This window comes from Desulfitobacterium dichloroeliminans LMG P-21439 (assembly GCF_000243135.2).
GTDB lineage: Bacteria > Bacillota > Desulfitobacteriia > Desulfitobacteriales > Desulfitobacteriaceae > Desulfitobacterium > Desulfitobacterium dichloroeliminans.
In genome coordinates, this window is sequence record NC_019903.1 from 63,351 (window position 1) to 77,375 (window position 14,025).

Sequence of the window (14,025 nt, forward strand, 5' to 3'; positions counted from 1 at the left end):
CTAGCCTAAGCGTTAATGCTCTATGGAGAGCGGAATCAGCTTGTTGCTGACTTTGTTCACTCTCAGACGAACATATTTATAACTAGGCACTATGGGGGTCCCCCGAGCGGACGTCCATGGTTTTGCTTTGCCCCTGAAAGGAAGGATTATTTGAAAACCCTCAGCCACTATTTGCGTTTAGGCTTCGATATTGAGGCAGTGGAAAAGGCGATTCCCTATCAGGAATGGCCGCAAATGATATATAACTTAACAGGAAGCCAGAAGCCTGCCTTCGCTTCTCAGCTATTAAAGAAGGGTAAGCCTGGCTTGATTCTCACCTATTCGGAGGATCTTGCGCAAAAGTGGGTTAATGATTTGCGTACTTGGCTTCCTGAGGAATCTGTCCTTTATTTTCCGGCGACGGATTGGCTGCCCTTTGAGGTCCTTGGCAAAAGCCGTGAAACCACAATTGAGAGAATTAAGGTTTTAAATCGTTTAGCCGAGGATAATCAATGTACGGTCGTTGCCCCAGTATTAGCCGTGGAGCAGAGGATGTTTTCTGCCACACGCTGGCAGGAGTATACCCAGGAGTTAAAAGAAGGAGTCTCCTATAATTTACAGGAGCTCACACATAAATTAATCACCGCAGGGTATGAACGCCTTGATGTGGTGGATGGCAAGGGTCAGTTTGCTATCCGGGGTGGCATCATGGACATTGCTCCTCTGGATGGGGAGCCCTTACGGATTGAGTTTTTTGATGACGAAGTAGACTCCATACGTGTCTTTGATCTCGAGACTCAAAAATCCACTGAAACTTTAAGAAGTGTCAGAATCCCACCTGCTATGGAGATGGTGATTCACCCTGAGGAGTTTGATAAGCTCATCTGGGAGGTGCGTGCTCAGGCTAGGAAGGCAGCAGGACGCTTGAATCGGAACGGTCGGGCTGAGGTAGCTGAGCTGGTTATGAAGCAGGCCCAGAAGATTGAAGAGCGCTTAATGCTCGGCCACTTAGATGAATCAATCTATCCCTATCTCAGTCTTCTTGAGGAACCTCTGGAGTCATTTTTCTCTTTGCTTTCTAAGGATTGTTATCTAATTTTAGATGAACCGTTGCGACTGAAGGAACAGCTTGAGTTTCAACAGAAGGAAAGACTGGAGGAATTTACGCGGGCTTTAGCAAAAGGGGAGGAGTTCTTGAGTCCGGAGGCTCAATTCGTAACTTATGAGCAGCTCTTAAAGTACGGAGAAGGTCATCCATTGCTTGTGCTTTCCACTTTGCCTCGGCAAATTCCTGGGGTTACCCCGAAACGAATCTATAACTTGACGGCCCGTCCCTTGACCGGTTTCATGGGTAAAACGGGTGTCTTGGCCGATGAAATCGATCTTTGGCAAAAATCCGGGCACATCATCTCTCTTTTCGTCGGGGATGAAGAGCATGCGGAGCGGATGCTACAAGGCCTAAGGGATCGAGGTGCTTTAGCTAAGAAGCAGGGCCTACAGGAAGCGGTCCAAGAAGGAGGAGTCTATGTTTATGCCTCCTCCATCGATCAGGGCTTCGAGCTCCCCCTAAGTAAGCTAATCGTTCTCAGTGAAGCTGAGATTTATAAACGGGAGCGCAAAGGTACTCCCCCACGTAAAAAGGCACCGGAGAAAACAGGGCAGCGCTTGCAATTTTCTGATCTAAAGCCAGGAGACTTCGTGGTTCATGTGCAACACGGCATCGGGCAGTTTATGGGTATCGAAAAAATTGCCGTGGGAGGGGTCGATAAGGATTATTTTAGTGTAAAATACGCGGGCCAAGATAAGCTTTATGTGCCACTTGATCAGCTGAACCTTTTGCAGAAATATCTGGGTGGAGATGCGGACACACTACCGAAGCTTTATAAGCTGGGCGGTTCTGACTGGAAAAGAGTTAAGGCAAAAGCTAAAAATGCCATTAAAGAAATGGCGTTTGATTTGGTTAAACTCTATGCCCAGCGAGAAGCCATTCAAGGGTATGCTTTTTCGGCGGACAATGTTTGGCAGCAGGAATTTGAAGAGAAGTTCCCCTACCAAGAGACTCCCGATCAGATGCAATGTATCATCGAGGTTAAGGAGGATATGATGCGCACACGCCCCATGGATCGCTTGCTTTGCGGGGATGTGGGCTATGGCAAGACTGAGGTGGCCTTGCGAGCGGCCTTTAAAGCCGTTATGGACAGCAAGCAAGTGGCTGTGTTAGTTCCAACGACCATTCTTGCCCAGCAGCATTACAACACCTTTTTAGAGCGGTTCATGGGCTACCCCGTAAGTATTCAGATGTTGAGTCGTTTTCGTACCACTAAGGAACAAAAGTTGATTCTGCAGGGTTTGAAGGAAGGCGCAATTGACATTGTGGTAGGGACCCATAAACTGGTCTCGGAGTCCATTAAGTTTAAGGATCTCGGACTTCTTATTGTTGATGAAGAGCAGAGGTTCGGGGTTTCCCACAAGGAAAAGCTAAAGACCCTGAAGACCAATGTGGATGTTCTGACCTTGTCAGCTACTCCCATTCCTCGCACCTTACATATGTCTTTGGTAGGGGTGAGGGATCTCAGTGTCATCGATACCCCGCCTGAAGATCGTTTTCCCGTGCAAACTTATGTGGCGGAATTCCGTCCGGATGTGGTGCGAGAAGCCATCCGCAGGGAAATTCAACGGGGCGGTCAAGTATTTTTCGTTCATAATCGGGTCGAAGATATGGACCAGGTAGTCCGCTTCCTTAGCCAGCTCGTACCCGAAGCTCGCTATGAAATCGCTCATGGTCAGATGAGCGAAAAAGAATTAGAGCGAGGAATGTTGAATTTTCTAGAACAGGAAAGCGATGTTTTAGTATGCACCACCATTATCGAGACAGGCTTGGATATGCCTAATGTCAACACTTTGATTATTGATGAAGCAGATCGCCTTGGCCTTGGTCAGCTTTATCAGCTGCGGGGTCGGGTCGGACGTTCAAACAGGAAGGCCTATTCCTACTTTTTATATAAGCCCCAAAAGATTTTGTCGGAGGTAGCGGAAAAGCGCCTGGCAGCTATTCGCGAGTTTACTGAGTTTGGTTCCGGGCTAAAAATTGCCATGCGAGATTTGGAAATTCGCGGGGCGGGTAACTTAGTCGGTGCCCAACAGCATGGACATTTGGCTGCTTTAGGCTTTGAGCTTTATAGTCAAATGCTCAAAGAAGCTGTTCAAGAGATCAAGGGAGAGAAAGTGGAGGAAAGGATTGAGACCAGTATTGAGGTTGCGGTGGATGCTTATTTGCCGGATAGCTATGTTGGGGAGCGCAAATTAAAAGCGGCTCTCTATCAGCGGATGATTTCCATTGATAACGAAGAGGATCACAGCTCCATGATTGATGAATTGATTGACCGCTTCGGAGCCCCTCCGCGAGAAGTGGAGAACCTCTTGAAGATTGTGCGCATCAAATGGTGTGCCTCCGCTCTAAAGATTGAACAAATCCAACAAGTTAAGCAACAGGTTGTCTTCCGTTTTGCAACCGATCCGGGAATTTCCGGAGAGATGCTCATGACGATGGCCACCCAATCTTCTTATCCGATTTCATTTGGTACCTCTGCCAATACTAACCTAGAGATAAAACTACGTCTCCGATCTGTGGTTCAGGAAGAAGTGTTAGAAGCAATTCATAAGACATTAATGGTATTTAGTGGTATTGCCTCAAAAACTCCATCCTGATATAATTGCTTTTAGTGGATACGAAAGGGTGTGTAATCATGAAGAATATCCGGAAGGGAATCATCGCCGGAATGTTAACTTTTGCGTTACTATTGACAGGTTGTTCTTCCCTAGGTGGGGAGCAATGGGCTGCTAAAGTAAATGGACAAGTTATTACTCAAAAAGCGTTTGAATCAAGAATCTCCGATGTGCAAAAGTCCTATGAAGCGATGGGAATGGACTTTAGCACTGAGCAAGGTAAAGAGGCATTGAAACAGGTAAAGAGCCAAATCCTTGAGGGGATGATTGCTTCCCAGCTTGTGATTCAAGAAGCCAAAAAGCTTAATTTAAATCCTGATGATCCTACTATCTTAGAGCAAGAAAAGAATATTATGAAGAGCGTGGGCGATGAGGCTCAATACCAAGAATGGCTTAAGCAACAAGCAATGACCAATGATGAAGTGCGAAATTACTTCGCCCTATCTGCTGAAATCACCAAAGATGTTACCGTTACCGATGAGCAAAAGAAGACTTTCTTTGAAAATAATCAAGATCTCTATGGGGGGAGCGGGGAGCAAGTGCAAGCTCGCCACATCTTGGTAGATACCGAAGAAGAGGCTAAAGCGATTATCGCTCAGCTGCAAGGGGGAGCGGATTTTGCAACATTGGCTAAAGAAAAATCCACGGATACAGGATCAAAGGAATCCGGTGGTTACTTAGGCCTTTTTGGACACGGAGCAATGGTCCCGGAATTTGAAGCTGCTGCTTTCGCACAAAAAGCCGGTACTTATACCACGACTCCTGTTAAATCCGAGTTTGGTTATCATATTATTTTGGTAGAAGATCATAAAGCTGCCACGACTGCCGACTATGAAGCCTCCAAGGAGCAAGTCGCTGCGGATGCTTTAGCTGATGCGAAAGCCCAAAAGTTCGAAGCCTATTTTACTGAGCTGAGGGAAAAGGCGAAGGGGAGTATCGAGTATTCCGCGGAATTTAAGCCGGCTTCCTAAAGCCTTAGCATTGAACTCAATAGTTAAAATCGCGGAAGCTAGACTTAGAAAGACATTTTTTCTAAAGCTAGCTTCCTTTTTTATACCATTTAACTTCTCTGCTACATTGAGTAGTACCTAAACTTTCCGTATCCAGTTTAGTAACTTCATGGAAAAATATGAATAATAGCGATTGACCAGATATATACTATCTATGAAGTTAAAGACAACGCAAAATTTTCCACAGGCAGGACAGTTGTCAGAAATTCGTTGCTTAAATGTGGTCTTGCTGTGTCTGTAACGGCCCCAACCCGGCGGCTCGTAATGACAAAAGGAGGGAAGAGCGTCCATGAAAGCAACAGGTATTGTTAGAAGAATTGATGATCTTGGTCGTGTTGTTATTCCAAAAGAAATACGTCGAACACTTCGCATTCGAGAGGGCGACCCCTTGGAAATCTTCGTCGATCGTGAAGGAGAAGTCATTCTCAAGAAGTACTCCCCCATTGGTGAATTGGGTGATTTCGCCAAGGAATATGCTGATTCCCTCTATGAGGCTACCGGCCATATTGCCTGTATCGCCGATCGAGATGTCATCATCGCGGTCTCAGGGGCTTCTAAGAAAGAGTACTTAAATAAACCCATTTGGTCCGGCATTGAACAAGCTATGGCTGATCGCAAGACCTTCGCACTTAAAGCGGGAGAGGGCAAACAAGATGAGGAGGATGAGCAAAGCAGGTTGACCAGTCAGGTGGTTGCACCAATTATTGCCGAGGGTGATCCGATTGGGGCCGTTCTCTTGATGTCTAAGGATCCTAATGTTAAAATGGCCGACCTAGAGTTAAAATTAGTAGAGACGGCTGCAGGCTTTCTAGCCAAGCAAATGGAGCAGTAGTCCATATAAAGAGGTAAGAATGAAGCGGCATTGGCCGCTTCATTTTTATTGCAAGAATAGATGTGATACAATCAATTAGGAAAGTTTAGGCAAAATAATGAGTTTCGTGGCAGCTCGCCATGGATGATCCCAGGAGGATGTTGATGATTAACGTATTGCATGTGGTGGGCTTAGGTCCGGCAGGGCTGGAATCTATGACCCTCGGCGATTATCGAATGATAAAGCAGGCCAAAAGGATTTTTTTTCGAACTGTAAATCATCCTTGCGCTCAGGAGTTACTTACCGAGGGACTCCAAGTGGAATCTTTTGATGATCTCTATGATCAAGAAGAATCCTTTGAGAAGGTCTATGAGGGAATCGTTAAACGCTTGGAGAAAGAGTGTAAGATATACCCTGAAGTGGTCTATGCTGTTCCGGGCCATCCGACGGTGGCTGAGCGCAGTGTTCAACTGCTGGTGGACAAGTTAGCGAAACAAGTGGAGATTCAGGTTCATCCGGCCTTGAGCTTTCTCGACCCACTTTTTTCGGCGATTTCTATGGATCCTGTGGAAGGGTTTTTGCTGCGTAATTATGATGCGCTCAAGGAAAGTGGTATAACCGGTAAGGAATGGCTGGTTATTCCCCAGGTCTATGATGGACTCATTGCTTCGGAAGTGAAGTTGGACCTTATGGAAGTGTACGCAGATGAGGCTGAAGCTTATGTGGTTCAAGCCCTCGGGACAAAGATGCAAAAGGTGTTGAAGTGCCAACTCTTTGAGTTGGATCATCAAAGCTTTAATCATTTGACGACAGTTGTGCTACCGCCCCATAAGGCTGGCATCTCCATGGCCAAGCTTTTGGAGATTATGAAGACCTTACGTAGCCCGGGGGGGTGCCCATGGGACCAAGAGCAGACACATGTCTCCCTCAAGCCCTACCTTGTTGAGGAAAGCTATGAAGTTCTCCAAGCTATTGAAGCCCAGGATATGTATAATTTAGCTGAAGAATTGGGAGACTTATTACTACAAGTAGTATTTCATGCCCAAGTAGCGCAAGAGGCGGGGGAGTTCCAGTTTCAAGATGTTCTACGCAGTATTATTGAGAAAATGATTCGTCGCCATCCCCATGTTTTTGGGGACGTTGAGGTGAGCAATTCTACGGAGGTCTTAAGAAACTGGGATCAAATCAAGCAAAAGGAAAAGGGGGAACAAGAATCAGAAGAGTTGTTTAGTTTCCCTAAAGGATTGCCGTCCTTAATGCTGGCGGTGAAAACCCAAAAGAAAGTGGCCAAGTTCGGTTTTGATTGGCCTGATTCCGAGGGCTCCTTGGCCAAGGTTTATGAGGAACTGCAGGAATTAGAAGAGGCCATGGGCCATGGAAAAGGGATTGAAGAGGAATTCGGAGATACGCTCTTTGCCCTTGTCAATTTATCCCGATTTCTTGAGTTGGATCCAGAAGACGCCGTTCGTAAGACTGTTGGAAAATTCCAGAGACGTTTTTTAGAAATGAAGAAATTAGCAGAAGATGAAGGGGAGAATTTGTTGAATTTAACCCTAGATCAGATGGATAAGTACTGGGAAATGGCCAAAATGAGAGAAAAAAATGAAGAGATTGGCAACAATCCATAAATAAAAGCAGGAGTTTGACTATTTATCGCGAAAATATAAGCTGAAACTCAATACATATTTGGGAGGGAATCATTTTGAATAAGGCTGATTTAGTGGCTGCGGTAGCAGAAAAAGCCGAAGTATCAAAAAAGGATGCTGAAAAGGCAGTCAGTGCTGTATTTGCTTCAATCGAGGAAGCATTAGCAAAAAACGAGAAAGTACAATTGGTTGGTTTCGGAACTTTCGAAGTGAAAGACCGTGCAGAGCGTACTGGTAGAAATCCTCAAACCAAAGAAGCCATTGTTATCCCCGCTTCGAAGGTTCCTGGATTTAAAGCAGGTAAAGCCTTAAAGGACGCTGTTCAAAAATAATACATCTCGAGATTGGGTCAGGTCCTATGGGCCTGATTTTCTCTATGGTCAAGTTTTAAGGGGAATACACATGCGGATTGATAAATATTTAAAAGTTTCCCGTCTAATTAAGAGAAGGACGGTCGCCAAGGATATCTGCGAAGGGGAAAAAATACAAGTGAATGGCCGTATTGCCAAACCCTCCGCTGAAGTTAAGCTAGGCGATATCGTAACCATGGAGATGGCTCGTCATCTCCTAGAAGTGCGCGTTCTCTCTACACCTAACAGTGTGAAAGCTAATGAGGCTCATCTGCTTTATGAGGTCTTGAAGGACGAAAAGCGGGGGCAACTAGAGGAATAGAAAAAGGACTGGGAACAGCTCATCTCAGGACAAGGTTTTTTTCGCTTTAAGTGAGGCGAGGAAGAACCTTGTCTTTTTTTATTTCAGGCCCAAGGCAGTTTCAGATTGCTATGTCTAAATTTAAGCTGTTGAGAATATGGTTTAAGAAGAAGCGTAAAAGGGGGGAGCTGGGAAGTATGGAAAAGAGTCCATCCAATCACCGGCTGGCCATGGATAATCGCCAATTTCTTTCGATCACAGGGGTGTCTAAGGTACAGTCCTTTGATCCTAAGGAGATATTATTGGAAACTATCCAAGGTGTATTAAGCATAAAGGGAGAGAAGTTAGGGGTTAAACACCTAGACCTGAAAGCCGGGCAAGTCGAGGTTGAGGGACAAATTGACGCCTTGGTCTATCCCCGCCATGGGGGATCAAGACAAAATATCTGGGCAAAAGTCTTCCGCTAAATCTGCATCTGCAAGCTGTCTGGACGAAGATAAGGGGAGGGATGGATGATTTCCGACTTTGTAGCCTTAATCTGGGTCGTGGCAGCCGGTGCGGCTGTCGGCTTAGTTTTTGATTTTTATCGCTCCCTGCGCAAACGGCTGGGGTGGGGAAAGTTTTTAACCGTTGTCGGAGATTTGATTTTCTCTGCTGTGGCCTTGTATTTGCTATTCAGGTTCTTCTTGAAGGCCAATCATTTGGATTTTCGATTTTATATTGTGTGGGGCAGCGCCTTAGGACTTTTTCTTTATTCACGAATCCTGAGCCCTGTAGTTGTATGGTTACTTTTCAAATGCTATTGGCTAATCGAACGGTTTATGGGGCTCATTTTAAGTCTTTTAAGTATTCCGATTAAAATCGTGAGGGCTTTGATGGGACCGCCTTATGCTATCTTACGGTGGTTTAGCCTTTTACTATTCCGTATAAATGAGGCTTTATGGGGAGAGTCTCTAGTAAAAATCCGTAAAAAAGCGATTAATTTTTGGAATCGCCTCTTTCCGCCTAGGACCAATGGGTAAATTTAACATGGAAGATTGATAAATGGGGCGGTCCTATGTATAATAGGAGGTGTCCACAATTTGTAGTGTCTTTGTCCCCGGTTTGTCCATATTTTGTCCACAAGTTAAGCACAGTTTGTGGATAACTTTCTGAGAATGTGGACAAATAAAACAAAGTGGAATAGTGGCTGGTAGTCATCGGACAAATTCGCATAAGACAGGTGGATGCAGTGCATTTAGAGATTCGAGGTTTGGAAAAGTTGAGCTTTCGAGAGCGACAAGTGGTTGTCTTAAAGGAAAGCGGAAAATCTCAAGAGCAAATTGCCAAGAAATTGCATCTTAGCCCAAGCTCGGTGGCGACCTTACTCAATCGGGCCAAAGGGAAGGGCTATCAGATCGTTTGTATTATTCCAGAGGCTGAACTTGGTCTAGGAGGGTATGATTTTGACGAAGAGGAATCCGACAGCTAAAGAGTCCCGCCCCAAGACCCGAAAGCGTCGCCTTCGGCCTATTCAGACAGCCATCATCCTGTGCATTACCCTTGCTCTTATTAGTTCTGCATATCAGTTGGTTGAGCTCCGTCAAGAGGTTAATCAGAGTATCGCTCAGCTAAATGTTGAGAAGGAAGCTTTGCTCGTAGAGCAGAAGCAGTTAGAAAAGGAAATTCTGGAGCTGAACACACCCAGTTTTATTGAGCAATTAGCCAGGGAGCAATTAGGATTAGTGCGTAAGGGTGAAATCCGCATTGCGCCAAAAATGGAATAAAAATAAATGATTCAGTAAAAATTTGTAAGGCTACTCCTGAGTTGTTGCCTTGACAGTTCTCTTCATAGAAAGATATAATAAAAATAATGACTTAAAACATCACAAGGAGGAGTTTACTTCGTATGGCCATTGCGGTTGGCACTATAATTGAAGGTGTGGTTACGGGTATCACAAATTTTGGTGCTTTTGTGGAATTGCCCGAGAAAGTTACAGGCCTGGTACACATCTCAGAAGTTGCAGATGCGTATGTAAAAGATGTTAGGGATTACCTGAAGGAACAAGACCACGTGAAAGTCAAAGTGATTCACGTCGATGAAAAAGGGAAAATCGGACTATCGATTAAGCAAGCTAATCCGGCCCCGCCCCCAGCACCGCGCATAAACCCGCGGGAACGTCGTCAACCAACCGTATCCTTTGAAGATAAATTAGCTAAATTTATAAAGGATAGCGATGAACGGCAACTGGAATTCCGACGTGCGACTGAATCGAAGCGCGGAGGAAGAGGATCAAGCCGTTACTAGAAGCTGAAGAGTGCTATAGATAGATGACCGCCATAGGGCGGTCATTTTGCATTTCTTCCGGACCTCCATGCTCCTCAGGATGCAGATGAATGGAGAATTTTGAAGTTTGAGCGAGAAGAGTAAAGGAAACGCGTGCGAATCGTGAAAAGAGTCGAAAATTAATGCGAATTACCCCCTTCCCTAGACAAGCTTTGCCAAATCTATCAGTTATAATATTGGTATTATATGGTAAGAGGTGAGGGAATGGCTGAATGGGCTACATTGAAACCCAAGCAAGGTTTACGGAAGGAAAGGTTGACTCTGGAAGGGCATTTTTGGCCTTTTATATTAGGAATGTTAATCGCACGGGGAAGTATTATGGAGTTATACCCCTTTGGTATAGGCTTCGGAGCCGCATTGATGTTGCATGGGCGCAAGGGCACTATTGTGGGATTGTTGGGAGTAACGGTAGGAGTAGCTTCTTTGTTCATGGAGGATTTAGCTACTTCGTTGCAGATTTTGCTGACGTTACTTGTTTTGAGTCTTTTTGTTCCTCGACTACGCGGTAGTAAGCATGAAGGGCTTTATCTAGGGCTAGTGGTAGCGCTTGTTACCGGGTGTGTGGCCTTCATCGTCATGAGGCTCGGTCAACCTGAAGTGATGATCGGAGCGAAGGCTGCAGTGTTCGGTATACTGAATGGTGGCTTAGCTGTGGTCTTTTGGTATGCTTGGCGTTATCAGGATGCTATCTGGCGGGGGAGCTTCACCCGGGAACAGGGGATGGCTTGGTTATTTGTCTTGATCGGTGTTTTAAGCGGTTTGCAAGGGGTGGCTTTTAAGGGGATTGATTTTTCTGTGGTTCTCCTCAGTTTTTTCGTTCTTTTTATTGCCCAGCGTTTTGGTGCGGGAACAGCTGCTGGAGTAGGGGCGCTGTTAGGGTTTTTGCCTCAGTTGGAATTTAATCCGCAGAATCTTATGACCGCTGGAATTTATGGCTTGGCAGGGTTTGGCACGGGGGCCTTTCAGAAGCTGGGTAAATTTGGGCTGGGTGTTGCCTTTATGAGTATAACAATGATGTTCACAGCCTATCTCCAGCCAGAGGTTCTTTATTCACAGCTCTTATCCTCGGGCATTGGTCTTCTGCTTTTTTTATTATTTCCTAGTTCGTCTCCGCAAAGTGATTTTTTAAAGGACAAGCCGATGCCGGAAGTAGAATCAACGGTAATGAAGGTGAAGACCGTAGCGGAGATTTTCGATCAGATTGCCTACAGTGCTCAAGCTGCGGAGGCTGAGGTAGGGAAGTCCAAACCGGAAATACCGGAGCTGATGAACGTTCTGGTGGAGAGGGTTTGCAAAAATTGCCCGACCATTGATACCTGCTGGACCAGAGAATTCTATCGGACTTACCACCTCTTATTCAATCTATTTGAATGGGTGGAACGGGAAGAAGAGATCAACGTTCAAAACCTACCGGTGGAGTATAAACGTCATTGTGGGAAGCTCAAAGAAATGCTTCTCGGTGTCCAATTCATTATGGAACATGAAAAGAGTATTGAATCTTGGCGATCAAGGTTGACGACCAATCAAGAAGCCTTAGCCCGCCAGTTTCAAAGCGTATCCCAAGTGATCGGGCACCTAGCCAAAGAACTTAATACTCGACATAACCTTGAGCAGGTTAAGCCATCCAGCCTTGCCAGACGGCGCAGACAGTTCTTGGATGTGGGAGTAGCTACCTTTACCAAAAAGGGGAATACCATATCCGGGGATAATTATGCCTCCCTAGCCTTTTCGCCTACCCAACATGCCTTTGTGGTCAGCGATGGGATGGGAGTAGGTGAACGGGCTGACAAAATGAGTTCCACCGCCCTGAGTCTTTTAGAGCAATTATTGACTACGGGCTTTGAACCGGAGAGTGCGATACAAGCCCTGAACTCTATTTTGGTTTTGCGTTCCCCAGAGGAAAGCTTTGTCACTTTAGATATTGGGATTATGGATTGTGAGTCAGATGGACTCAAGCTCATCAAGGTGGGAGCTTGTCCTTCCTATATTGTCGGCGAGGATGCGATTCGTAAATATGAATCCTCCAGTTTGCCTGTAGGGATACTTAATCATGTGGAGATTCCGGTCATTGAAGAAAAATTGCGGTCAGAAGAGTATTTAGTGCTTGTTACTGATGGAATTCAGGATATACTAAAAGATGGGACCGATTGGTTAAAAGATTTTTTATATAGTCAACACCCAAGTACGGCGCAAGAACTCGCGGACGCTATCATTCGCGAGGCAAGAAGAATGAGCGACAATGAAATGTTGGATGATGGAGTTGCCATGGTTGTAAAGAAGAACGTACTTGACTAAGGGTAGCAATGGGCTATTATGATGGTGATAGATGAAATCAAATAAGGAGGATAGAGGCTTTGTACGAGAAGCTAAAGCAGCATGTTTTGCATAAGCAAATTCCTCCTGGGTCAAGGATTTTGGTAGCCGTATCAGGTGGGCCGGACTCCATGGCCCTGGCTCATATCTTATGGCGTTTTATGAAGGAAAATCAACATCAGGAGATAAGTTTGGTTTTGACTCATGTCCATCACGGTGTACGCAAGGAATCCGATGAGGAAGAGAAGATGGTGACTCGCATGGCAAGGGATTGGAAAATACCTTGTCTTATTCATCGTTTCGACTCGAAGGGTTATGCCAAATCTGTAGGCAAATCCTTTCAGACAGCGGCTCGTGAATGGCGCTATGCTCGCTGGGAGGAGGATCTGCAGCAGGAGAACTGCTCGCTTCTGGCAACAGCGCACCATTTGGGAGATCAAGCAGAAACTGTGCTTTATCGTCTTCTACGTGGTAGTGGATCAGCGGGGTTAGCCGGCATCTATCCGCAAAAAGGGAAACTCATTCGTCCCCTTCTGGGAGTCGCGAAAGAGGAGATTTTGCAATATTGTCGAAGTGAGAACTTACCCTATGCTATCGATTGTTCAAACGCTGACCCAATCTACACAAGGAATAAGATACGGCTAGAGCTTCTGCCCGAGCTGCAGAGAGAGTATAATCCTCAGATTATGGTGACTTTAGGTCGTATGGCGGAGCTTCTGCGTTGGGATGAGGAATACTTAGAAGAGAAAACTGAAGAGGCTTGGCAAGAGGTCGCCTTAGAAAGTACGGAACAGCGGGTTGTTTTGCACGTGAAAGCTTTTGAGCTCCCCAAGGCCATCTTATCGCGTTTGATTCGCAAGGCCGTCTCGAGGGTTTCGGGAGAACCACGGGGGATAGGCTATTCTTATGTGGACCGGATTATTGCTTCCTTGGGGCAAGTCGGTTGGAGTCAGGATCTGCCTGGACTAAAGATTGTAGTAAATTATCAGGGAGTGTGTTTTCTGAGTGTCGGTCTGGGGCAGGATATAGGTATAAGTAAGAATGAGCTTGATCTTTCGCCATTACCCCAAGAAGTTCACTGGGGGGAATGGTTGTATTGGCAGGATGCCCAAGGTCAAATGTGGCAGGCCGGTCTTTTCAATCTGGAGAGCCAAGGAGATTGGCTAGAGTTTAAGAACAAAAGCGTAGACCAAGTCTTTTTTGATTTGTACACTTTAAAAAATCACTATGCAGAACTGCAGTGGCGCCGCCGTCAAGAAGGGGATTGCCTCTGGATTGCTGGGGTGGGTCATAAATCCTTGAAAAAGGTTTTCCAGGATGCCAAGATATCTGCCTCGCACCGCCAAGCAATACCTCTACTCGCCTTAGACGATGAGATTCTCTGGATTCCGGGGGTAAAGGGAGGAGAGCGCTTTCGAGGTCAGCAGGAAGGCGCCGTCGGACTCCTGATGAAATGTCTGGAGGATTCCTGCGGGTAATGAAGGGTCGGAATAGCACAGAAGAAGAAAGGCTGGATTCGTTGTAAAAAGGCCTTTCCTGTGGTATAATATTGCATATTGTCTC

Annotated in this window: 13 protein-coding genes; all 13 read left to right on the plus strand. The window is 45.7% G+C overall.

The features are described from left to right. Positions 1–150 precede the first annotated feature (150 nt). The 13 genes from mfd (at position 151) to tilS (ending at position 13,940) form a co-directional block, all read left to right on the plus strand. Positions 151–3,687: a transcription-repair coupling factor gene (gene mfd / locus DESDI_RS00310; protein ID WP_041219173.1), complete on the plus strand. Its 3,537-nt coding sequence runs from the start codon at positions 151–153 to the stop codon at positions 3,685–3,687. Between the two features lie 38 nt (positions 3,688–3,725). Continuing rightward, the gene (locus DESDI_RS00315; protein WP_015260645.1) at positions 3,726–4,676 is read left to right on the plus strand and encodes a peptidylprolyl isomerase; all 951 of its coding nucleotides are present in this window, start codon (positions 3,726–3,728) and stop codon (positions 4,674–4,676) included. A gap of 328 nt (positions 4,677–5,004) precedes the next feature. Next, the gene (gene spoVT / locus DESDI_RS00320; protein WP_015260646.1) at positions 5,005–5,547 is read left to right on the plus strand and encodes a stage V sporulation protein T; all 543 of its coding nucleotides are present in this window, start codon (positions 5,005–5,007) and stop codon (positions 5,545–5,547) included. Between the two features lie 143 nt (positions 5,548–5,690). Next, positions 5,691–7,154: a bifunctional methyltransferase/pyrophosphohydrolase YabN gene (gene yabN, locus DESDI_RS00325; protein ID WP_015260647.1), complete on the plus strand. Its 1,464-nt coding sequence runs from the start codon at positions 5,691–5,693 to the stop codon at positions 7,152–7,154. 74 nt (positions 7,155–7,228) lie between these two features. Continuing rightward, complete coding sequence (locus tag DESDI_RS00330; RefSeq protein WP_015260648.1) at positions 7,229–7,504, plus strand: HU family DNA-binding protein; 276 nt, start codon at positions 7,229–7,231, stop codon at positions 7,502–7,504. A 70-nt stretch (positions 7,505–7,574) separates the two neighbouring features. Beyond that, positions 7,575–7,844, plus strand: a complete 270-nt coding sequence (locus DESDI_RS00335; protein WP_015260649.1) for an RNA-binding S4 domain-containing protein — start codon at positions 7,575–7,577, stop codon at positions 7,842–7,844. Positions 7,845–8,020: 176 nt separating this feature from the next. Continuing rightward, positions 8,021–8,290, plus strand: coding sequence for a sporulation protein YabP (gene yabP / locus DESDI_RS00340; protein ID WP_015260650.1), 270 nt, complete (start codon positions 8,021–8,023; stop codon positions 8,288–8,290). Between the two features lie 45 nt (positions 8,291–8,335). Beyond that, positions 8,336–8,845, plus strand: coding sequence for a spore cortex biosynthesis protein YabQ (gene yabQ / locus DESDI_RS00345; RefSeq protein WP_015260651.1), 510 nt, complete (start codon positions 8,336–8,338; stop codon positions 8,843–8,845). Between the two features lie 209 nt (positions 8,846–9,054). Continuing rightward, positions 9,055–9,294, plus strand: a complete 240-nt coding sequence (locus DESDI_RS00350) for a sigma factor-like helix-turn-helix DNA-binding protein (protein ID WP_015260652.1) — start codon at positions 9,055–9,057, stop codon at positions 9,292–9,294. Beyond that, a complete protein-coding gene (locus tag DESDI_RS00355; RefSeq protein WP_041219175.1) occupies positions 9,263–9,589 on the plus strand; it encodes an FtsB family cell division protein in 327 nt (108 codons plus the stop codon). The genes DESDI_RS00350 and DESDI_RS00355 overlap by 32 nt, the downstream gene beginning before the upstream one ends. A gap of 122 nt (positions 9,590–9,711) precedes the next feature. After that, entirely contained in the window at positions 9,712–10,110 is a 399-nt protein-coding gene (locus DESDI_RS00360) for a S1 RNA-binding domain-containing protein (RefSeq protein ID WP_015260654.1), read from the plus strand. 243 nt (positions 10,111–10,353) lie between these two features. Further along, a complete protein-coding gene (locus DESDI_RS00365) occupies positions 10,354–12,444 on the plus strand; it encodes a SpoIIE family protein phosphatase (RefSeq protein ID WP_015260655.1) in 2,091 nt (696 codons plus the stop codon). 59 nt (positions 12,445–12,503) lie between these two features. Then, a complete protein-coding gene (gene tilS, locus DESDI_RS00370; protein ID WP_015260656.1) occupies positions 12,504–13,940 on the plus strand; it encodes a tRNA lysidine(34) synthetase TilS in 1,437 nt (478 codons plus the stop codon). Positions 13,941–14,025: the final 85 nt, after the last annotated feature.

Coding starts and splice junctions, on each gene's coding strand:
- spoVT (WP_015260646.1), top strand. CDS start 5,005: ATGAAAGCAACAGGTATTGTTAGAAGAATTGATGATCTTGGTCGTGTT.
- DESDI_RS00355 (WP_041219175.1), top strand. CDS start 9,263: ATGATTTTGACGAAGAGGAATCCGACAGCTAAAGAGTCCCGCCCCAAG.
- DESDI_RS00335 (WP_015260649.1), top strand. CDS start 7,575: ATGCGGATTGATAAATATTTAAAAGTTTCCCGTCTAATTAAGAGAAGG.
- DESDI_RS00365 (WP_015260655.1), top strand. CDS start 10,354: ATGGCTGAATGGGCTACATTGAAACCCAAGCAAGGTTTACGGAAGGAA.
- yabP (WP_015260650.1), top strand. CDS start 8,021: ATGGAAAAGAGTCCATCCAATCACCGGCTGGCCATGGATAATCGCCAA.
- DESDI_RS00360 (WP_015260654.1), top strand. CDS start 9,712: ATGGCCATTGCGGTTGGCACTATAATTGAAGGTGTGGTTACGGGTATC.
- yabN (WP_015260647.1), top strand. CDS start 5,691: ATGATTAACGTATTGCATGTGGTGGGCTTAGGTCCGGCAGGGCTGGAA.
- DESDI_RS00315 (WP_015260645.1), top strand. CDS start 3,726: ATGAAGAATATCCGGAAGGGAATCATCGCCGGAATGTTAACTTTTGCG.
- yabQ (WP_015260651.1), top strand. CDS start 8,336: ATGATTTCCGACTTTGTAGCCTTAATCTGGGTCGTGGCAGCCGGTGCG.